This window comes from Caloramator sp. mosi_1 (genome assembly GCF_028622835.1).
Lineage (GTDB): Bacteria > Bacillota > Clostridia > Clostridiales > Caloramatoraceae > Thermobrachium.
Window position 1 is genome coordinate 1,033,839 of the sequence record NZ_CP117677.1, and the last position, 20,340, is coordinate 1,054,178.

Genomic DNA, 20,340 nt, shown 5'->3' on the forward strand with positions numbered 1-20,340 from the left:
GTCATATTTTGTATTTTTGATTTGTATAGTTAAAACATAATTTTAAACTTAAGTTAAGGTTGTGATTTTTCACAGCCTTTTTGTTTTAGACTCTTTTATTTTTTATATTTTTTAGTATACTAAAATTAAAATAATTCAAGGGTGATATTATGATACAAAATATAACAAACTCCTTTAATGCAAGTAATTGTCTTATGGCAAGCATAATAAAATCCAATTCACCAGAATTAAAGCAGGTTGGAAGTATATTTTATCTTCAACCTAAAGGAATACAGTTTGTTGGAGTTACAGCGTATATAACAGAGTATATAAGTATAGGAAATAATGTTAATGTATTAGCATAAGAAATAATATAACCTCAAGTAATTATGTATTTTGATTACTTGAGGTATTTTTGCAGTTATTCTAATTTTTTAGAATAAAAATATAACAATTTAATGTGAAATTATATATAACTTTAACATTCACTTTTATCTATGTTAAATGAATTGCATAATTACTTTTGAATTTTATCAAAAATATATAAGCCAAATAACCCAATTTCATAAAGAAGAACCATTGGTAAAGCAACAAAACAAAGTGTAAATGCATCAGGTGTAGGAGTTATTACAGCTGTTATAACAAAAATAATAAATATAACAGTTCTTCTATGCCTTGACATCAATTGATAATTAATTAATCCTATCTTGGATAATAAAACCATTAATAAAGGCAATTCAAATATAGCACCAATTCCTAAAGTTAATAAAACAACAAACGAAAAATATTTATCTGCTGACAACATAGGTATTATGCTTTCATTACCAAAACTCAACAAATACTTCATAGTAATAGGTAAAATATAAACAAAAGAAAAATAAATTCCCATTAGAAACAATAGAGTTCCTATAACTACAATCAAAGTGAAAATAATTTTTTCCTTTTTATATAATGCCGGCGAAAAAAATAATATAGTTTGAAAAAAATAACGGGCATAGATATTGAAATGCCAGCATATATAGCTACCTTTAACTTAACTAAAAATCCTTCTAGAGGAGTTATAAATATTAAGTCTACATGTGGCATTCCTCTTTTAAAAAAATGATGATTTCATCTGTTTTCAAAAATGCAATTATTGAAAGCAAAATAACTGATATAATACATATTATTAATCTTTTTCTCAGTTCATCTAAGTGCTCTAAAATTGACATCTCCTTAAGCTCATCAGTCAATCAACTCACCCTCTTACTTTCCTTCTTCAGTTATTTCATTAGTAATGTCTCGTGCAGCTTTTTTAAATTCTTTTATTGCACTTCCTAAAGCTCTTCCGGCTTCAGGTAATTTTTTAGGCCCAAATACTAATAAGGCAATTACTAAAATAACTAACAATTCTGATAAACCTAAACTTGGCATATTATTAACTCCCTTCTTTTTTAACCTAATATTATTTCATTTATCAAGTCTCTAGTACTATTTACAATTCTTTTAAACTCCTTGCTTATTTTGTTAGATAGTTCTAAAGAATAGCTTATTTCATAGGGCTCAATACCTATTATTGTTACCTCAGGATAAAAACCTATTAAGTTAGCTTGCTTTATAACATCTAATATTTGTACGTCATGTAGAGAAAGATTTTCTGTTTTGTAATCCTTCAATTCATTAGGTGTAATTTTATAAACTGTACCTGGTTTATGTCCACCCCTCAAGCAGTCTATAATAATCACTTTTTATAATCTAAAAAGTAAGTCAGTAGATCAATTACCTGTGTTCCACCATCTACAAATTCAACATTCATTTCATTACTATATTTTTTAATAAAACAATTAATAATATGAATCCCTATTCCGTCATCCTTTAGTAATATATTCCCTATCCCAATAGCAACTGCTTGTTTCATAATATTACCCCGCTTGGATTTGGTGTTTGTACTATAAAATTTTTGCTTATTTTTTTGTTGGATTAATAACATGTACAGCACAAGCAGTACAAGGATCAAAGGAATGGACTATTCTTATAAGCTCTATTGGGTTATTAGCATCTTTTACTTCTACACCTATTAATGCCTTTTCTATTGGGCCTAATACTCCTTTTGCATCTGTAGGTGATGCATTCCAACATGTTGGTGTTATAATCTGATAGTTGTCTATACTTCCATTTGAATACTTTATATAGTGTAGCAGTGCACCTCTTGGAGCTTCTGTCAAACCTATTCCCTCACCTGAAACAAGTGTATGTAAAGAAGATGCGTAATCTACTGTGCCCGGAATTACTTGATCAATCCATACACTTAATGCTTGAGCAATTTTCTTGCTTTCAAGCATTCTTGCAATATGTCTATCCATTACAGATATACCTTTTCTATATTCTCCATTTATCCACATTCTAGCTAAAGGACCTGCTTCATACGGCTCATTTGCATATCTTGGAGCTTTTATCCAAGAATATGCGTTTTTCTTTGCATATTTACTTTTATGTCAGAATTTTTAAATCCAACATTACCTGTTCCTTCTAAATATGAATGTGTTGAGTCCTCAGTTATTTTATTTATATCGACTGAATAAAATTTGCCATTTATATATCTTCCTGCTCTAAATAACTTCTTTCCATCCTTTATATCTTCAATAGGAAAAACTCCATATGTGATAAAATTGCCATAGCCTTTTCCAATATTAAAATAATCTTTATAAACAGATGCAATAATTTGAATATCATTATAATATTCATTATCAATAAAGTTTTTATTTCATTTAGTAATGACTTGTATTCATTTATTTCTTCTCTAGTTGGTTCTTTTGTAACTCCCCAGGCATAATAGACATTACGATGAGGTACTTTTCCAGAAAATATAGTAACCATTTGATGAGCTTTTCTTCTAATGTCTAGAGCTTTTATATAATTATTAAAAATCTGTTTGTTGTATTTTCTAGACAGACGAAGATCAGTTTCATATGTGGTTGCCCACAAAGATTTATCCGGACCTTTAACATAATCTAACAAAGAAAGATGATAAAAATGCAAAATATGATCTGCTAAATAATTTCCACCTTGTATTAAATTTCTTAATAATCTTGCTTGGTTTCCTATACGATACCCTACTGAATTCTCAATAGCTAAAGATGATGCGACTGCATGTGATACAGGACATAAACCACAAATTCTTTGAGTTATATGTACTGCATCTCTAGGATCTCGCCCCTTCAACAAACTTTCAAAACCTCTAAACATATTACCAGTACATTTAGCTTGTACAACTTTATTATTTTCTATTTCAACTTCTATTTTCATATGTCCTTCCAAGCGTGTTATAGGATCTAGTTTAATTGTACTTGACATTATATCACCTTCTTTATCTATAAATTTTATTAAAAGGAAAGTTTATATTACTACAACCAATACACATATTTCCTACTCCAAAACATCCCTTTCTATTTTCCCAGTCTGTACCCCAATATTTTGTATAACAAGTTACACGTGTTTGATCTTCTTTGCCTTTACATCCCATATTATCAAAGCAACAACCTACAACTCCTAACTTATTTGTCTTGGTTCTTCCCTTTAAAGGACAATTAGAAATATTATTTTCTTTATCATGTAGTTTTTTGAAGAATAATACAATGTAGGCCTTCTTAATGAATCTAACTGTAACTGGTTATCCATAATTAAATTCATTATTGTTCCTCCTATTATGTATGGATGCACTGGACAACCTGGTAAATTTATAACTTTTGATTTATTGTTTTGTGACAACACATTTTCTACAGACATTACTCCTGTAATATTTGAACCTGCTCCAGATACACCCTTAAAAGACGCACAGGTACCAACTGCTATTATATATTTTGCGTTATTAGCTAGCATTTTAACAGCCTCTAGAGCTGTTAAAGGTTTATTATCTTTTCTCCAATAATACAAAAGGCTCCATCCTCATAGGTTGGAATTCCACCCTCAATCACCAATATATATTGATTTGGATTATTATTTGAAATAGTTTGCATAACTTCAATAGCTCTATTACCATATTCAACCATTAATGTGGAATGGTACTTCAAAGTTAATTTTTCAAGCAACAACTCTTCTAAGTTAGGTGTACTATTAGGAACACTATTAATCATATTTAAAAATGATACAGTACATCCAGAGCAACCTGCAGCTTGAATCCACAAAACTGGCGTTGCTTCAATAGCTTCCATAGCATAAATTAATCTATCAATATCAGTTTTCTTTACAGCTAATGCTGTTGAAGATACCAAAACCCATTTTAAAAAATCACGTCGAGAAATTTTCATTTTATCACTCCTTTAAAGAGGCTGAATTATAAAATAATAATTCAGCCTTCGCATTTTTATTTCAAAATTTACCTTTTTATTATTTTTTGTAATATATCCTTTAACAAATTATTTAATGATGCACTTGTTATTATGTTTATTTTATTTGCTAATAAAACCCAAACTCCACATAAACCCAATATTCCTGTAGTTGAAACAACTAATCCTTTTGGTGTTAAAACTTTTTGAATAATACTTTTAATTTTGATTTGTGTATTTTTTTGTTTTTAGTATCTTGCTTAAAAACTTCTTTTTCTTTTATCTCTTCTGTGTATGGAGTACTATTTTCATCAACAACAGTTTCTTCTATATTAGATTGTTGTTCATTTGAATCGTTATATGTTGATATATTATTCTGTTTAGTTAGTCTCACGATATTTTGTTTTACATTCTGATTATTGCTATTTTGAGTTTCTCTATCAGTTACATTATTAATTGTTTCATCTTTAATGATTTGTTTTTGAACCTCTTCTATATTTTCATCTTCTTTTTATTATCACTTGTTTCACTACTATTACTTTCAACTTCTGACTCATCTTCACTTTTTTCCTCTACTTCTTGAGATGTTTCCTTTGTTTCTTCTTGTTTTTGAACCTCTTCTATATTTTCATCTTCTCTTTTATTATCACTTGTTTCACTACTATTACTTTCAACTTCTGACTCATCTTCACTTTTTCCTCTACTTCTTGGGTATTACCATTTATATTATCATTTTCTTCAAATATAAACTCATTAATATCTTTTATTAACTCAAATCTATTGTCATAGTTATACTCACTTGGCAAACTATATGTGTCATCTATCTCAGTATCTTCTTCTACTTTTTCATTATCTATTACTTCTTGTCCAACTTCAGAATGATTGTTGTCTTTATTAGGTTCTTCTGTATTATTTTCTCTCTCTGTAACCTCTTCATTTATTGCTACTGGTTTTTGAATAATAGCCAAACCTTTATTATGTGCAACTAAAAAACTTTCTTCACTTAAAGAATAACAAAAGTCAAAAAATCGCCTAACGTAGAATCTATATTATTGTATAACGGTTCAAAATTTAAATTTTTAAGTTGATATATTTGTTTTGCAGATTTTGAAATAGCATATAAATCTCCATTTAACACCAGCAATTTTCTTATGTCTCCACTTATTCCATTAACTTGTACCCACGGATCATCCCCTAAAGCACTAGTTGTCCAAACACCATTATTCGTCCCTATATAAATTGTTGTATTTAATATTACAAAATCCCTAACCTCTCTTGCATCACCACTTGGCAAACCATTTAAATCTTTAACTGGTTTCCAAACGCCTTCATCTTTGTGATATTTATATAAACCATTTTTATCTTTAGTGGAAGCATATAATTCTCCATCTATATTCCAAATATTCCTAGATAAGAAATCAGTTTGATTTTTTATAGGCAAACCATTATTTATATTAGTCCAATTTTGTCCTTTATCATATGTAACATATATTCCTTGTTTATTTACATTTATGTAAATCGCTTCATCACTAATCACAATTGATTCAACGTTGTTATTTCCAATATTGTTTGGCAATAATATTTCTGTACCTAAAATATTACTCCATGTATTACCTTCGTCAGTACTTTTATAAATTGCTCTATTACTATCTTTACTAGATAGCATATAAATTGCACCATTATATTCAAATATACTTCTAACTTCTGGAATATCTTTTAGAGTGATATTCCATACATTATTACTTTTTATTGCAACACTTGATTTACCATCCTTTTTACTAATTAAAATATAATTGTTATCTTTTGCATATATAAACTGGGCACCATCAAGACTATAAATATTATTCCATATATATTCTTGTGCTGATATTTTATAAGATGGCATAATCAAAGACAAAAATATTATGGAAAAAATAATGTTTTTTAAAAAAACCTTATCTTATCAAACATAAAAAACCTCCTTTTTATTTTTTCATATTTACTTAACACAATCGTTTTTAGATAGAGAGCTTACTTTTATTACTTTAAATATATAACTATTGATATTGATTTTCATTTTCACATCATAAATAATTTTAACTCATAGGTTAATAAATGTCAACAAAATTTAGCTAACACTATAAAACTGTTAAAATTTATTATAATTTTCAACTTTAGCTTTGTTAGAGATTTTCAATTTCCAATGAATCCTTATGATATGCCAATTGTATACATAACTTTCCTAAATATAATCCCCTTGAAATTAAGATATTGACAGTTATATTTAATTGTATAAATATATCATAACACCTGTTTTGTGTTAAATTTGAAATTTGTATTTTCTAATAATTTATTTGTGTATATTTTAAAAAATATTTTGCATTATTTTAAATAAGAGTAACTATTGTTTTAAAGTTCATAATTATAAAATTCATATTAAAAAATAATACAACCTTTAGCTTATATTCTATTTAACAACATCATACTAATATACTGGACAATAATTATTTTTTGGTATGATTTAAATATACTAATTATTTTAAAAAGGAAGGTCGCTATGAAAAACAAAATTCGTTGGCTATATGTTGTTTTAGGAATATTAATATTTATATGTCTTGGTACTGTATATTCTTGGAGTATTTTTAAAAAACCTCTGGAGAATGCTTTAAGCTTAAATTCTACCCAAAGTAATTTGCCCTTTATGACTTTCTTGGCCTTTTATGCCTTTTTGATGCCTGTAGGCGGAAAACTTATTTACAAATACTCACCTAAAGTTGTTCTAATAACAGGTAGCCTACTTGTTGCACTTGGCTGGATTGTTTCAGCATATAGTAAAAATATAGTTATGTTGACAATTGCATATGGCGTTATAGCGGGAAGTGGTGTAGGAATTGCTTATGGTGTTCCAATAGGAGTTGTATCCAGTTGGTTTTATGATAAGAAGGGGCTTGCACTCGGTGTGCTTTTATCTGGTTTTGGTATGTCCCCCTTTGTTACTGCTCCAATTGCAAAAATTAATCAACATCTATGGAGTTTTTACAACCTTTAAGATACTGGGACTTACATTCCTATTTATATTAATAACCTTATCGCTACCCTTTAGATTTCCTAATGAAGATATAGAAAATACTACAGAAGATATTAATTCAATATCTCCTCACGAAATGATTCGAGACAGTAAATTTTATATTTTGTGGACGTGTTTTGCAATTGCAACCTTTGTTGGCCTTATGATAATTGGCATTACAGGGCCTATTGGAGAAGACATAGTTGGTGTGTCATCATCTACTATGGCCTTCTATGTTTCATTATTTTCTGTATTTAATGGTATAGGCAGACCTTTATTTGGGTATTTATCAGATAGACTTGGAACCTATAAGGTTATACTACTATCATACTCACTTATATTCCTTGCTGCTATCTTGATATTGTTTTTTAAAGAAGGTAACTCATTAATATTTATTATATCCTTTATATTGTTCTGGATGAATTTTGGAGGATGGTTGTCTATTGCACCAACCCTAACTTCTAAGCTTTTTGGCTCTAAGTATTATAGCCAAAATTACGGAATTGTATTTACTGCCTATGGAATTGGTGCTGTACTTGGCAATTTAACCTCCGGATTTGCTAAAGATATTTTTGGAAGCTATAAGTATGTATCATATCCAATATTAGTTTTAATATTGATTGGAATTATTATATCGAGATTTATGAATAAGCCGTCTAATATATAGTTTTATTATATTGAAAATTAAAAGCAAGTGATATGAAGCTTATATCACTTGCCTAATATTTTTGGAGGTATAATTAAATAATTTATCTGACTAAATTTTAGAAATGTAACATTTGGGTAGAACTCTATGATTATATGTTTTTCCATTATATGGTTGCATTCACATTTCACCTGGGTGGCACTATTTCATAAGTTCCACAACAAGTTTTGCTACGTCTATCATATCCTTTATATGAATATGTTCCTCTAATGTGTGGGGCTTTCTTTCTCCAATTCCTAAGTTTACTGCCTTTATACCATATTGATTTAATACATTTGTATCACTTCCACCGCCAGTTGATGAGGTATAGAACTTTAATCCTAAAGTTTCGCAGGCTTTTTAACTTTATTTACAACTTCATCATCTTCTTTTACATTAAAAGGACCGTACATTCTCTCAACGTCTATTTGTGCCTTAGCTCCAAACTTTTCACAGGCCTCTTCTATGCATTTAACCATATGCTTTGTTTGTGCATCTAACTTTTCTATATTTAAACTTCTTGCCTCTGCCTTAATTTCAACTTCAGGACATACTATATTTGTAACTTGACCACCATTTATAACACCAACATTTGCTGTTGTTTCTTCATCTATTCTTAGTAGATTCATATTAGATATAGCGTGGGCAGCCACAACAATAGCACTTATTCCTTCCTCTGGTGCAACTCCAGCGTGGGCAGGTTTTCCTATAATCTTTGCTACTATCTTGTCCTGTGCAGGTCCCTTTATTACAACTTGTCCTGGGTCTCCACCACTATCTAAAACATAAGCAGTCTTTGCCTTTACCTTTGAATAGTCTAAATTCTTAGCTCCAAACAGTCCGCCTTCTTCTGCAATCGTAAAGGCAAGTTCTATTGGACCGTGTTCAATTTTTTCTTCTTTTATGTGTTTTATTGCCTCTAATATACAAGCAATACCCGCTTTATTATCTGCACCAAGCACTGTAGTTCCATCACTATATATTGTGTCGCCCTTTATAACAGGGTTTATATTTACACCTGGAGTTACTGTATCCATATGACAGCAGAAAAGAATAGGTTCTTTATCTAATGTACCTTCTAATTTAGCAATAATATTTCCTGTGTTTGAACCCACAACCTCTCCAGCATTATCTACATAAACAGATAGTCCAAGTTCCTCAAGTATAGCTTTAAGTTTTACTGCAAATTCACCTTCTTTTTTGTTTCACTTGAAATCTTAACCATTTCAATAAAACTTGAAACTAACCTTTCTTTATTAATCATAATATCCCTCCAATTATAAAGGCACCACAGGGGTGCCTTTTATTATCTTAAGAAAATGTGTACACCAGGTCCTAATGGTAGATTGAATACATACCATACCAAGAATAGCAATGTCCAACCTAATAAGAATACTATTGAGTATGGTAACATTGTTGATATAAGTGTACCAAGACCGATGTCTTCGTCATACTTTTCAGCAAACGCAACTATAACCGCAAAGTATGACATAAGTGGTGTAATTATATTTGTTGATGAGTCACCTATTCTGTATGCACATTGTGTAAACTCTGGTGTGAAACCAAGTTGCATTAACATTGGTATAAATATTGGTGCCATAATAGCCCATTTTGCTGAAGCTGAACCTATAAATAAGTTTATAAATGCACTTATTAATATAAATCCAATTATTAAACCAAAACCAGTCATTCCAGTTGACTTTAGGAAGTTTGCACCCTTAACTGCAAGTATTGTTCCAAGCTTTGAATAGGAGAAATATGAAACAAACTGTGCAGCAACAAAGGCAAGAACTAAATATCCTCCCATTGTGCTCATAGCCTTTGACATAGCTGATGCTATATCCTTATCATTCTTTATTGTCTTTGCTCCAAAACCATAAGCAACACCTGGAATTAGGAAGAATAGTGCTATAATTGGAACTATACCATCCATAAATGGAGTATGTCCTAATATCTTCTTTGTTTCTGGATCCCTAAGTACTCCATTTTCAGGAACAACTAATAACAATATAGCTACTATGAAGATTATAAATGAAATTAATGCATATCTTAAACCTTTCTTTTCTTCATCTGTTAAATGAGTAATTTCTACTTCCTTCTTACCTTTATATTCACCTAATCTTGGTTCTATTATTCTATCAGTTATGAATGTACCAAGTGCAGTTATTAGGAATGTTGAAACAAACATAAAGTAGTAGTTTGCAGTTGGAGTAACTACGTATGACGGATTTATAAATTTTGCTGCTTCGGTACTTATTCCCCAAGTAGTGGGTCTAATGTACCTATAAGTAGGTTTGCACTAAATCCACCAGATACACCTGCAAAAGCTGCTGCAAGTCCTGCAAGTGGATGTCTGTTAAAGCTTAGGAAAATGATAGCACCAAGTGGTACAAGTACAACGTATCCTGCATCTGACGCTATATTTGACATAACTCCTAAGAAAACAACAACTGCTGTTATAAGTTTCTTTGGTGTACTTAAAACTATCTTTCTAAGTAATGCTTGTATAAGTCCTGTTCCTTCTGCAACACCAACACCAAGCATTGCAACTAAAACTGTTCCAAGTGGTGCAAAACCTGTGAAGTTTGAAACAGCCTTTGAGAACATAAATCTGATTCCATCTGGATCAAGTAAACTTACTGCTGCTACCTTAGCCATCTTTGCTTGTTTTGTACTTGGATCAATCATTTGATACTCTACTGCCACTCCAGCCTTTGCTGCAAGATGAGAAATAATGATTACTAATAAACTAAAAATAACGAAAATTGTAACTGGATGTGGTAGTTTATTACCTACTTTTTCTACCCAGTCAAGGAATTTTTGAAAAAATCCATTCTTCTTTTGGTTTGGCATATAGTACCCCCTTGCTTTTGAATAATTTTGTTCATACAAACTTCAATTGAATAATAATATTCAACTTGTATTCGGCAAGTAATGCCGAAAGACATTGGAATTAAAGGATTTTTGTTCAAAAATTAAAAGAAATCATCCCTTTTAAGTGTTAAAATATAATTGCAAAACTAAAACACAAAAGGGTGATTTCTATGGATAGTTTACAACAAAATCAAAAAATTTAAAGAAGAAAATTAGATTTTTGAACATGAAAGCAAAATTTAATGATACCAAAGTTACTTCTGTAGCAACTTTTTCTTATGTGGAATCCTTTAAACAAATAATAGGATTACCAACTATTTTAGAAAAAGGCGTAACCTATAAGAAGGCCGCTAATTCTACTTTTAATACTGCAGAAATTATAGAATACATGATTGATGCAAATATTCTTGGTTTCTCAAGATTTATGCACATTGAAACATTAAGAAATGATGAAGGATATAAAAAGTTTAAAGGTGTAGATAAATTACCCAGTGAAAAAGTATGTAGAGATCTCTTAAAAGCTTTACCAACAGAAACTTTAGAAGAATTAAGAACTATAAATAAAAAATACTTGACTTAAAGTCTTCAACTGAAGATGTACGCGAGGTTTGTATTAATATTGATGATACTGTTATAACTATCTTTGGTAATCAAGAAAAATCAGGAATAGGATATAATCCAAGGTACAATGGAAGACCATCATTTAAAGAAAAAGTTGGGTTTATTTCAGGAACTGATGAATTACTTAACATTACTCTTGAAAATGGTAGACACCATAGTAATTATAAATTTTTAGATTTCTTTAAGAGTTGTGTAAACCAGCTTCCTTCAAGATATATTCTTAAAAGAGTTAGACTTGATAGAGGTTTTTTGATGAAGAAAACTTTTTATATTTTGAAGATAATGGAATAGAATATGTTGTTAAATGTAAAATGTATTCTACTGTTAAAATGATAATAGATTTTATAAATAATAATCCAAAGGATTATATATGGCACGATATAAGTTCTACTTTATCTGTTACAGAAATTACAGTTCCATTGCCTAAATGGCAAAGAGCAAGAAGATTTGTGATTATAAGAGAAAAAATTATTCCAAAAAATATGAATCAGTTAATGTTCGAAGAATGTAAATATAAATATCAAGCAATAGTAACAAATATAAATTATTTAACACCTGAAGAAATATTTCAAGATTATAATCAACGATGTGATGTTGAAAATAATATAGATGAAATAAAAGAAGGCTATGCCTTTAGCGAAAATAGTTTAGTAAATCATAAATGCAATGAATTGTACCTTTTAATAAAAATGATAGCATATAACATTCATAACTGGTTTAAACAAGCAATCATGCCTAAGGAAGTACAACATCATGAAATTAGTACATTAAGAAGAATATTTTATAGAGTTTGTGGTAATGTTTGCGGCAGCAAATATTATAGATATTTAAGTTTTTCAAATAATTGCTTATTAGAAAAAATCATTACTCATATTCAAAAACAAATACATATTTTTAGTAGAAAAATGATAACAGTTTATACTTAATAGTAAAATAAAAACAATAAATTCCCTTAAAAATCCAAATGTTATTTGGGTTTATTAAGTATACTCAAAAAAGACCTAACGGTATAAAATATCATAATAAATGTAAATTTATTCATAAAGAAAACAAAAATGGCAAGTAGAAACTTTTTTAAAATTTACTTGCCGAATTCAAGTTCAATATACTGAAAATTTGTATTAACATAATTCATTATACCAAGTTTCTAATTTTTGACAACAATTTTATTTAATAAAGTGTAGAAACCATATATTTTTAAGTATATATTTTACATTGATTCAAAGATTCACTTAAATCCATATATTTATTGTAATTAATGTGAAATATATATAAAAACAAGTGATAGAAAAATCTCTATCACTTGCCTTATAATACACCTATATTATTCCTTCTTTACATTGTAACACTATTAATAAAGTACCGTATTAATTTTTATTTCCATTATATGGTTGTATTCACATTTCACCTGGGTGGCACTCTATGATTATTGCTTTATTCTGCAGCTTTATTTGTCCATTTTGCACTTCAACCTTTTGTCTATCTATTAGATTTATGTATTCACCATCTTCTAAATCCACATTTACATATCCTTCGTGAAGTCCAACGTTGAATATTCCTAATAATTTTTCACCTTCCATTTTATATGAAGCTACTATTACATCTCTCTTATCTTCACAATCAATTTTATAGAAGCCTCTTGCCATTATATCCTTCTTCTTTATATTTGAAAGAGTCTTCATATATTCAACGAATTCTTCCTTCATTCCACTCCAGTTAACTTTGTCTATATCAAATAGGCTTGGAGTGTTGTCATCCTGTGCCTCTTGTCCTGCATAGATTAATGTTGCACCCTTTTGGAAGTATAAGAATGCTGTCCAAATCTTAAGTTTTGTTTCATCTGGTATCAGTTTCTTTGCTCTTGGCTGGTCGTGATTTTCTAAAAATCTTAGCTTTACATAGTTATCTGGATATATTGCCTCCTGTAGTTTTACCCTGTTTATATATTCCTTTAACGTATTTTCTCCTTTAAAATATCCTACATATGCATCATTTACATCATAGTCATAGCATATATCAAAGGCTTGATATACTTCACTGTCTGAAAGTCCAACAAAACCGTGTTCCCTCATTGCTAATATAAAGCTTAAGTGAACACTTTCTGCAAGCCATATTACATCCTTTTTAACCTTTGCTACTTCTTCCCTTGCCTTAAGCCAAAATTCAAGAGGAATAAGAGGTGCAACGTCGCATCTAAATCCATCTACACCTAAACTTGCCCAATATTTTAATGTTTCGATTTGATAATTCCAAAGCTCTTTGTTGTTGTAGTCTAAATCCACTATGTCTGTCCAATCCCCCACCTTATTTCCCATTTTTCCATCATTCTTACGATAGAAAAATTCAGGATGGTTTTCTACAAGGTATGAATCTGGAGATGTATGATTGTAAACAACATCTATCATACACTTCATACCTAAACTATGTATTTTATCTATTAGTCTTTTAAAATCTTCAAGAGTTCCATATTCAGGATTTACAGCCCTGTAATCCTTTATTGCATAGGGACATCCTAAACTTCCCTTTTTATTTTTAACCCCAATTGGATGAATAGGCATAAACCATATTATATCTGTTCCTAAAGACTTTATTCTTTCTAAATCCTCTTCAACATCTTTAAATAAACCATTTTTACCGTGGTTTCTTACATAAACAGAATAAATAATTTTGTTCCTCAACGTGATGTCAGTATTTTTAGCCATAATAGTTCCCCTCAAAATCATATCTTAATTAATTCATAGTCCATATTACCTATTCCTATATTTTGTGCGTGTTCTAAGCATACTCTCCAATCAGTTTTTCCGTGAATTGCTGTAAATTTATCTTCAATATGGCAGTCGCAGTCGTGGTGGTCGTGAATTGCACATCCTTTAATTGCTGGTGCACTATTTACCATATCAACACAGGCCTTATCAAGTGCAACTGGATCAAAGGATGCAGCTATACCTATATTTGGAACAATAGGCATATCATTATTGGACCAGCAATCGCAGTTAGGTGAAACATCCATAATAAAGTTTATGTGGAAATGTGGCTTATCCTTTATAACCGCATATGTATATTCTGCTATCTTTTCGCTTGCAATAGATGCTGCTTCATCCCAGTTAACCTGTGCTGCATTGAATTGGCAAACTGCTATACACTGTCCACAGCCAACACACTTTTCATAATCAATAACTGCAACCTTATTTTCATTTAAGTAAATCGCGTCGTGTGCACAGCTCTTTACACACATTCTACATCCTACACAATTTTTCTCCTTTATGCTTGGTTTTGAAGAAGAATGCATAAACAGCTTTCCACCCCTTGAACCTGAACCCATACCAATATTCTTTAATGCTCCTCCAAAACCAGTCATTTCGTGCCCCTTAAAGTGATTCAAAGATATTACTATGTCTGCATCTGCTATTGCAGAACCTATCTTTGCAGCCTTAGTATGCTTTAGGTTTACTTCAACTTCTCTATACTCTGTTCCCTTTAAACCATCTGCAATTAATACTTGGCAACCTACAGTTAATGGATTAAATCCATTTTCATAGGCCGCGTCTAAGTGGTCTAATGCATTGTGTCTTCTTCCTGTGTATAATGTGTTAGCATCTGTTAAAAATGGCTTTCCTCCAAGTTGTTTTATTAACTTTACTATTTTTGCTGCATAGTTTGGTCTTATGTATGCAAGGTTTCCTGGCTCTCCAAAATGTATTTTTATAGCAACGTATTTATCCTTAAAATCTATATTTTCTATGCCTGCCGCCTTAACAAGCTTTTCAAGCTTATCAAGCATATTGAAACCAGGTTTTGTTCTTAAATCTGTAAAATAAACCTTTGACTTCTTCATAGTTTCCTCCTAAAGTAATATTTCTTAAACTATTATAACATATTTGGATATACAAATATATTTATATATGTCTAAATATTATATAAAATTTATTGGGCAAATTTTACGTTCATTACATATTTTTATCTATAATTATACTTTTTATGTTATATTGCCAAACTTTTTTCTATAATTTCTATTTATTTCATTGCATAATTATAAATTTTTTTATTGACTTTTAACCGATTTATTAATATAGTTTTATTTGTGTCTTTTTAAAAATCTAAATTTAGATAAAGAGGTGAAGTTAGTGGAAAAGGAACTAAAAGAGAATTAGGACTACTTCCTGCAACTGCAATAGTTGTTGGAAATATGATAGGTTCAGGTATTTTTATGGCACCACAAGGTCTTGCAGAAGCATCTAATCCTAAGGCAACAATTATAGCTTGGATTATAACTGCATTAGGTTCAATGCTTCTTGCATTAAGTTTTGCAAACCTTGGAGTAAAGATGCCAAAAACAGGTGGACCTATAGTTTATACAAGAGAGGCCTTTGGAGAATTTCCTGCCTTCCTTATTGCTTGGACCTACTGGATAGGTTCTTGGGTTGGAAATGCAGCAATAATTACTGCATTTATGAATTATCTTTCTTATTTCTTCCCTATATTTAGCCAAAGTAAGCCTTTAGCATTTTTAACTTCATCATTAATACTTTGGACTTTAACATATATAAACTATAGGGGAGTTAAAGAAGCAGGAATAGTAAGTATGATAACAACTGTGCTAAAGATACTGCCTTTAATTATATTTGCATTTATTGCACTAACTCACTTTAATATATCATACTTTAATACTGTTTCTACAAATGAAGTTTCTGGATTGTCTACACTTCCTGCTGCAATTGCCATAACTTTATGGTCCTTTGTTGGACTTGAAAGTGCAACAATACCAGCAGGAGAGATAAAAATCCAGAAAGAAATATTAAGCTAAGCACTATATATGGTACTCTTATAACAGTTGCAATATACCTTGCTATTTCGATTCTTGCAATAGGGGCTATGCCTCAAGATATGCTTGCTGCATCAAATGCACCACTTGCTGATATAATAAATTTTGCAACAGGCCAAAAATGGGGCGGAACGCTTATTGCTTTAGGTGCTGTTGTTTCAACTTTAGGTGCAACTTCTGGTTGGATTTTAATTACTGCAAGAAGTTCCTTCGCAGCTGTTGAGGATAAGATGTTCCCAAAGATATTTGCAAAGGTTAATCCAAAGTATAATACACCTTCTGCATCACTTGTTATTAGCGGTATTGCGGCAAACATACTGCTTATAATGAATTATGTGTCAAGCTTAACTTCAGCCTTTAACTTTATGCTGCTTCTTGCAACGCTTTCATTCTTGCCAGCTTATTCTTTTACAGCAGCGGCAGAAATATTGCTTCTTAAGAATAATGACAAGAACTTTAATCTTGTAAACTTTTTAAAGAGCTCATTTATTTCAATACTTGCCTTTGCATATTCTATATATGCAATTTATGGAACTGGTGCAGAGGTTGTTATGTATGGGTTTATATTAATGTTGATAGGAATTCCTTTTTATGTATATCAAAAATACAAAACAGATAAAAAAGCCACTTAGGAGCAAATCCTAAGTGGTTATATTTTATGATTTGATGATGTCTTTCCTCTGTAAATCTTTATTCTATTGAATTTAAAGACTTTAAAATAGTAATAATAGATAGTAATAGCAATTAAAATGCATATATAAACAAAGTAAATAAAAGTAAATAGTTTTGCTTGTTCAATATAGTATGCATTCTTTATATGACCGTAAATAAAGCTGTGAGCTACACCAAAAATTATTGAAAGATTAATGTATTTTATCATCGATAAAAAACCATTACCAGGACTTTGGACTGAATTTACATCAACAGTAAATGGTAATTTTATCTCCATATCCTTTATAAATATCATACACATTAGAGTTAAACTTAATAATACTACTATATACTCTGTAATTCCTATGTCCTTAAAAATAAAAGAAAGTGCTAATAATAGAGCCAAAAATATAGGTAAGATGAAGTTTATAAAAATAGCTTTAACTGCTCCTTTTATAATCGGATCGGTATCATCTATTGGCAGAACTTCATATATGTATGCTGCTTTATAGCTGCTGGTATATAAAATGTATTGAGGTAATGTTGTTAAAAATAAAATACCTCCATAAACTGCAAAACCAAGAAACAGTTTCTATTTTTTGCCAGTAAATATATCTCTTACTAATGGTGCTAAGAAAATAATTGCAGTTGTAAAGCCTGAAACCATCTTCTGTTTTAATAATCTATCTCTTTTAAACATAGCCCTTGCAAATATATATGAGCTCTTTTCAACTGGGTCCTTTATCAGTATATCTATTAGCCTTCCCTTTTAATTGCAGATTGGCTTTTATTTCCCATATCAAATTTATATAAATTTTTCTCAAGTTCAACTAATATGTATTTAAAAGTTATAATAAATAGTACAAAAGTAATTACACTACCTACTATAAAGGTAAATAAGTACTGTATATGAAAGTTACCTAAAAGCAAATTAAAGATCGATGCGTACCACGTAGATGGTAAAATAAATATTATCTTTGAGTTTAGTAATTTGTCAGCTGAACTACTTATTAAATCTACACCAAATTGATAAAAAGAACACTACCTATTATGAAGACTATTTGAAAGTAGTTAACTACATCCTTTAATTTTTCACCATCAAAATATTTTAGTATAACTGAGTATAAAATTATAGCAAGAGAAAGTGCGAACATTATTATCAATGGAAAAACTATCATCATACCTATAATATATTTATAACCAAATATTACGGTTCCAATTGTAGTTGGCATTATCGTTATCATAATCATAACAGAAATTAGATAAATAATTACATATGTACCTCTAATAGATGATAACGTTTTTATGTCTATTGGCATTGAACCCAGTATATTTTTATCTGATGTACTTAAAATAACTGTTGAAAAATCGTGCATAAGACCTAAAAACATAAATATCATTATTATTGAAATTGAAAAATTGGATACTGCCTCTATCTTTCCTAATATGAAAGCAATAGAAGGTGTTAACCCTAAAAAATAACTCCAAGTATAAATCCTATGATTTGAGACTTCTTACTTGAATCTTTTGGCATATCCTTCGTAAATAGAGAATCTTTAGAACGTCTATCGTTTTTAAATTTAATTTCTAAGATTTTGTGTAGTATTTCAAAATCTATATGTAAATAATCAAATAAAAACTTGAATTTACTTAAAAATTTAAGCAGTATAAGTTCCATTTAAATCAACTCTCCTTATTTACTAAATAATAGTTAATATTACCATAAAAAACTAAATAAATAAACAACAAATTGAAGAAATATTTACTCTATAAACAATAAAGGCCGCTCAAGTTTGAGCGACCTTTTCTATTTATTTCCATATATCTGTCTCTACGCCAATTTCTTTGAAACAAACCTTCTTGCCTCATTTTTCTCATAATGCTTCAACGTATTTATTATCATCTTTGAAGCTACAAGGAGTATTGGTACGTTTGCAAATACAACCATTATATTAACAAAATCCGATATATACCATAGGTTGCCAAGCTCAAGACCTGCAAGAACAGTTAATACTCCAAAAGGAACAAAGAAGAAGGCTCCTAACCCACGAATGAAGTTTATAAACTTATTACTCTTTGTTATAAAGTTTCCTGATATTTCAGCAAAAAGTATAAGACCTATTAAGGTAGTAAATGCAAATAGTGCGTAACATAGAGAAAGTATGGTTTGAACAGCTATATCTAAAGTTGTTCCTGGTATGAGATATTTTACAGATTCCATATAAACTGTAATTTTTGAACTTCTAACTGCCTCCCAAGCAACTCCTGCTTCACCGGTCCAAAGATGTGCCATTACAACTAAAAATCCAGTTAATGTACATATAACCATTGTGTCAAGAAAAACACCTATAATTTGCACAAATCCCTGTTCTGCTGGGTGCTTGTTTTCAGATACTGCCGCAGCCATTGTAATTGTACCTTGACCTGCTTCATTTGACATTAATCCTCTCTTTACACCTTGAGATAAGGCAATTCCAAAGACACCGCCAAAAATGGCTTCAGGTTTGAAAGCACCTACAAATACTTCCTTGAAGAAATATGGTATAAGTTTTATATTGATTAAAACTATTACTATGACAATTAGGAAATATATAATCGCCATTATTGGAACTAAATAGTCTGTAACCTTTGTAACACGCTTTAGGCCACCAAACACAATTATTATAACTGATATTGTTAAAATTATTCCTATTACATAATAAACTGTTGATTGACGCCCGTGAGTAACACCTGTCAACGAATCTGCAACTGAGCCTAATGCTGTAAAGAGGTGGAATGTCTGTCCTGGAACGCAAAACAGAGCATAAATTATAAATATTACTGATAAAAATACTCCGACCCATCTTCTATTTCCAAATATCTTCATACCGTAGAATGGAAGTCCTCCAACATATTCTTTATCCTTCTTTTCTTTAAAGAGCTGTGCAAGTACTGCCTCTGAAAAGGCAAGGGACATACCAAAGAAGGCTGATACCCACATCCAAAATAGAGCCCCTGGACCTCCTACTGATACTGCTCCTGTAACCCCCATAATGTTGCCTGGCCCTATACGCATAGCTGAACTTAAAAAGAAGGCTGCAAGAGGACTAATTCCTGTTTTTGCAACTCTTTGTTCTGTTAATATCTTTAATCCGGTTTTAAACCTCTTAATCTGAACAAAACCAGTTCTTATTGTAAAATATATACCTGAACCTATAAGGAGAAGTATTGCAAAGGTAAACTTTCCGAGCACAGGGATACTTGAATACCACTTGAAGTTTGTTGGAAAATCCCAAAGGAAGTCTGTAATAGGTACGATAAATTCAAAGAACTTATTAATGGAATCAAAAAGGTATTCATCCACAACCTCCATTAAATT

20 protein-coding genes and 6 pseudogenes are annotated in these 20,340 nt (G+C 30.3%); 5 read left to right on the forward strand and 21 right to left on the reverse strand.

Annotation, left to right across the window (positions count from 1 at the left end):
* Nucleotides 1-149: 149 nt before the first annotated feature.
* Complete coding sequence (locus tag PL321_RS07385; protein WP_273964055.1) at nt 150-344, forward strand: hypothetical protein; 195 nt, start codon at nt 150-152, stop codon at nt 342-344.
* Between the two features lie 152 nt (nt 345-496).
* On the opposite strand, the pseudogene tatC reads toward PL321_RS07385, so the two are convergent.
* The 13 genes and pseudogenes from tatC to PL321_RS07450 form a co-directional block, all read right to left on the reverse strand.
* Nucleotides 497-1,065: pseudogene (gene tatC / locus PL321_RS07390) on the reverse strand (twin-arginine translocase subunit TatC).
* On the reverse strand, nt 1,053-1,211 hold the full coding sequence (locus PL321_RS07395) for a twin-arginine translocase subunit TatC (RefSeq protein WP_273964056.1): 159 nt from the start codon (nt 1,209-1,211) through the stop codon (nt 1,053-1,055). The pseudogene tatC and the gene PL321_RS07395 overlap by 13 nt, the downstream one beginning before the upstream one ends.
* A gap of 13 nt (nt 1,212-1,224) precedes the next feature.
* On the reverse strand, nt 1,225-1,392 hold the full coding sequence (locus PL321_RS07400; protein ID WP_273964057.1) for a Sec-independent protein translocase subunit TatA/TatB: 168 nt from the start codon (nt 1,390-1,392) through the stop codon (nt 1,225-1,227).
* A 20-nt stretch (nt 1,393-1,412) separates the two neighbouring features.
* Nucleotides 1,413-1,685: a hydrogenase maturation protease gene (locus tag PL321_RS07405; RefSeq protein ID WP_273964058.1), complete on the reverse strand. Its 273-nt coding sequence runs from the start codon at nt 1,683-1,685 to the stop codon at nt 1,413-1,415.
* 14 nt (nt 1,686-1,699) lie between these two features.
* Nucleotides 1,700-1,876, reverse strand: a complete 177-nt coding sequence (locus PL321_RS07410) for a hypothetical protein (protein WP_273964059.1) — start codon at nt 1,874-1,876, stop codon at nt 1,700-1,702.
* Between the two features lie 46 nt (nt 1,877-1,922).
* Nucleotides 1,923-2,414, reverse strand: coding sequence for a nickel-dependent hydrogenase large subunit (locus tag PL321_RS07415; protein WP_273964460.1), 492 nt, complete (start codon nt 2,412-2,414; stop codon nt 1,923-1,925).
* A pseudogene (locus PL321_RS07425) lies at nt 2,411-3,312 on the reverse strand (nickel-dependent hydrogenase large subunit). The gene PL321_RS07415 and the pseudogene PL321_RS07425 overlap by 4 nt, the downstream one beginning before the upstream one ends.
* Before the next feature lie 13 nt (nt 3,313-3,325).
* The gene (locus tag PL321_RS21180; protein ID WP_443110758.1) at nt 3,326-3,610 is read right to left on the reverse strand and encodes a hypothetical protein; all 285 of its coding nucleotides are present in this window, start codon (nt 3,608-3,610) and stop codon (nt 3,326-3,328) included.
* Nucleotides 3,535-3,837, reverse strand: coding sequence for a hypothetical protein (locus tag PL321_RS07430; RefSeq protein WP_273964061.1), 303 nt, complete (start codon nt 3,835-3,837; stop codon nt 3,535-3,537). Before PL321_RS07430 ends, PL321_RS21180 begins: the two co-directional genes overlap by 76 nt.
* Nucleotides 3,838-3,857: 20 nt before the next feature.
* The gene (locus tag PL321_RS07435) at nt 3,858-4,265 is read right to left on the reverse strand and encodes a hypothetical protein (RefSeq protein WP_273964062.1); all 408 of its coding nucleotides are present in this window, start codon (nt 4,263-4,265) and stop codon (nt 3,858-3,860) included.
* Nucleotides 4,266-4,479: 214 nt separating this feature from the next.
* Nucleotides 4,480-4,677, reverse strand: coding sequence for a hypothetical protein (locus tag PL321_RS07440; protein WP_273964063.1), 198 nt, complete (start codon nt 4,675-4,677; stop codon nt 4,480-4,482).
* Nucleotides 4,678-4,903: 226 nt separating this feature from the next.
* The gene (locus PL321_RS07445) at nt 4,904-5,251 is read right to left on the reverse strand and encodes a hypothetical protein (RefSeq protein ID WP_273964064.1); all 348 of its coding nucleotides are present in this window, start codon (nt 5,249-5,251) and stop codon (nt 4,904-4,906) included.
* Nucleotides 5,252-5,286: 35 nt separating this feature from the next.
* Entirely contained in the window at nt 5,287-6,174 is an 888-nt protein-coding gene (locus PL321_RS07450; protein WP_273964065.1) for a WD40/YVTN/BNR-like repeat-containing protein, read from the reverse strand.
* A gap of 645 nt (nt 6,175-6,819) precedes the next feature.
* Here PL321_RS07450 and PL321_RS07455 point away from each other — a divergent pair.
* Both PL321_RS07455 and PL321_RS07460 read left to right on the forward strand, forming a co-directional pair.
* Nucleotides 6,820-7,311, forward strand: a complete 492-nt coding sequence (locus PL321_RS07455) for an MFS transporter (RefSeq protein ID WP_273964066.1) — start codon at nt 6,820-6,822, stop codon at nt 7,309-7,311.
* Nucleotides 7,268-7,996, forward strand: coding sequence for an MFS transporter (locus PL321_RS07460; RefSeq protein ID WP_273964067.1), 729 nt, complete (start codon nt 7,268-7,270; stop codon nt 7,994-7,996). The genes PL321_RS07455 and PL321_RS07460 overlap by 44 nt, the downstream gene beginning before the upstream one ends.
* 180 nt (nt 7,997-8,176) lie before the next feature.
* Here PL321_RS07460 and PL321_RS07465 read toward each other — a convergent pair.
* Together PL321_RS07465 and PL321_RS07470 are read right to left on the reverse strand one after the other, a co-directional pair.
* Nucleotides 8,177-9,278: pseudogene (locus tag PL321_RS07465) on the reverse strand (M20/M25/M40 family metallo-hydrolase).
* Between the two features lie 42 nt (nt 9,279-9,320).
* Nucleotides 9,321-10,867 (reverse strand): annotated as a pseudogene (locus PL321_RS07470) (AbgT family transporter).
* A 232-nt stretch (nt 10,868-11,099) separates the two neighbouring features.
* Between PL321_RS07470 and PL321_RS07475 the strand changes: the two are divergent.
* A pseudogene (locus PL321_RS07475) lies at nt 11,100-12,435 on the forward strand (IS1380 family transposase).
* A 471-nt stretch (nt 12,436-12,906) separates the two neighbouring features.
* Here the strand turns inward: PL321_RS07475 and PL321_RS07480 are convergent.
* Both PL321_RS07480 and PL321_RS07485 read right to left on the reverse strand, forming a co-directional pair.
* Nucleotides 12,907-14,211: an alpha-amylase family glycosyl hydrolase gene (locus tag PL321_RS07480; protein WP_273964068.1), complete on the reverse strand. Its 1,305-nt coding sequence runs from the start codon at nt 14,209-14,211 to the stop codon at nt 12,907-12,909.
* A 17-nt stretch (nt 14,212-14,228) separates the two neighbouring features.
* Complete coding sequence (locus PL321_RS07485) at nt 14,229-15,344, reverse strand: DUF362 domain-containing protein (RefSeq protein ID WP_273964069.1); 1,116 nt, start codon at nt 15,342-15,344, stop codon at nt 14,229-14,231.
* 372 nt (nt 15,345-15,716) lie between these two features.
* On the opposite strand from PL321_RS07485, the pseudogene PL321_RS07490 reads away from it, so the two are divergent.
* Nucleotides 15,717-16,963, forward strand: a pseudogene (locus tag PL321_RS07490) (amino acid permease).
* A gap of 17 nt (nt 16,964-16,980) precedes the next feature.
* Here PL321_RS07490 and PL321_RS07495 read toward each other — a convergent pair.
* The 4 genes from PL321_RS07495 to PL321_RS07510 all read right to left on the reverse strand — a co-directional run bounded on the left by PL321_RS07495 (nt 16,981) and on the right by PL321_RS07510 (nt 20,334).
* Nucleotides 16,981-17,388, reverse strand: a complete 408-nt coding sequence (locus PL321_RS07495) for a hypothetical protein (protein ID WP_273964070.1) — start codon at nt 17,386-17,388, stop codon at nt 16,981-16,983.
* A 610-nt stretch (nt 17,389-17,998) separates the two neighbouring features.
* Nucleotides 17,999-18,373, reverse strand: a complete 375-nt coding sequence (locus PL321_RS07500) for a hypothetical protein (RefSeq protein WP_273964072.1) — start codon at nt 18,371-18,373, stop codon at nt 17,999-18,001.
* 80 nt (nt 18,374-18,453) lie between these two features.
* Nucleotides 18,454-18,660, reverse strand: a complete 207-nt coding sequence (locus PL321_RS07505; RefSeq protein ID WP_273964073.1) for a hypothetical protein — start codon at nt 18,658-18,660, stop codon at nt 18,454-18,456.
* A 153-nt stretch (nt 18,661-18,813) separates the two neighbouring features.
* The gene (locus PL321_RS07510; protein WP_443110700.1) at nt 18,814-20,334 is read right to left on the reverse strand and encodes an alanine/glycine:cation symporter family protein; all 1,521 of its coding nucleotides are present in this window, start codon (nt 20,332-20,334) and stop codon (nt 18,814-18,816) included.
* Nucleotides 20,335-20,340: the final 6 nt, after the last annotated feature.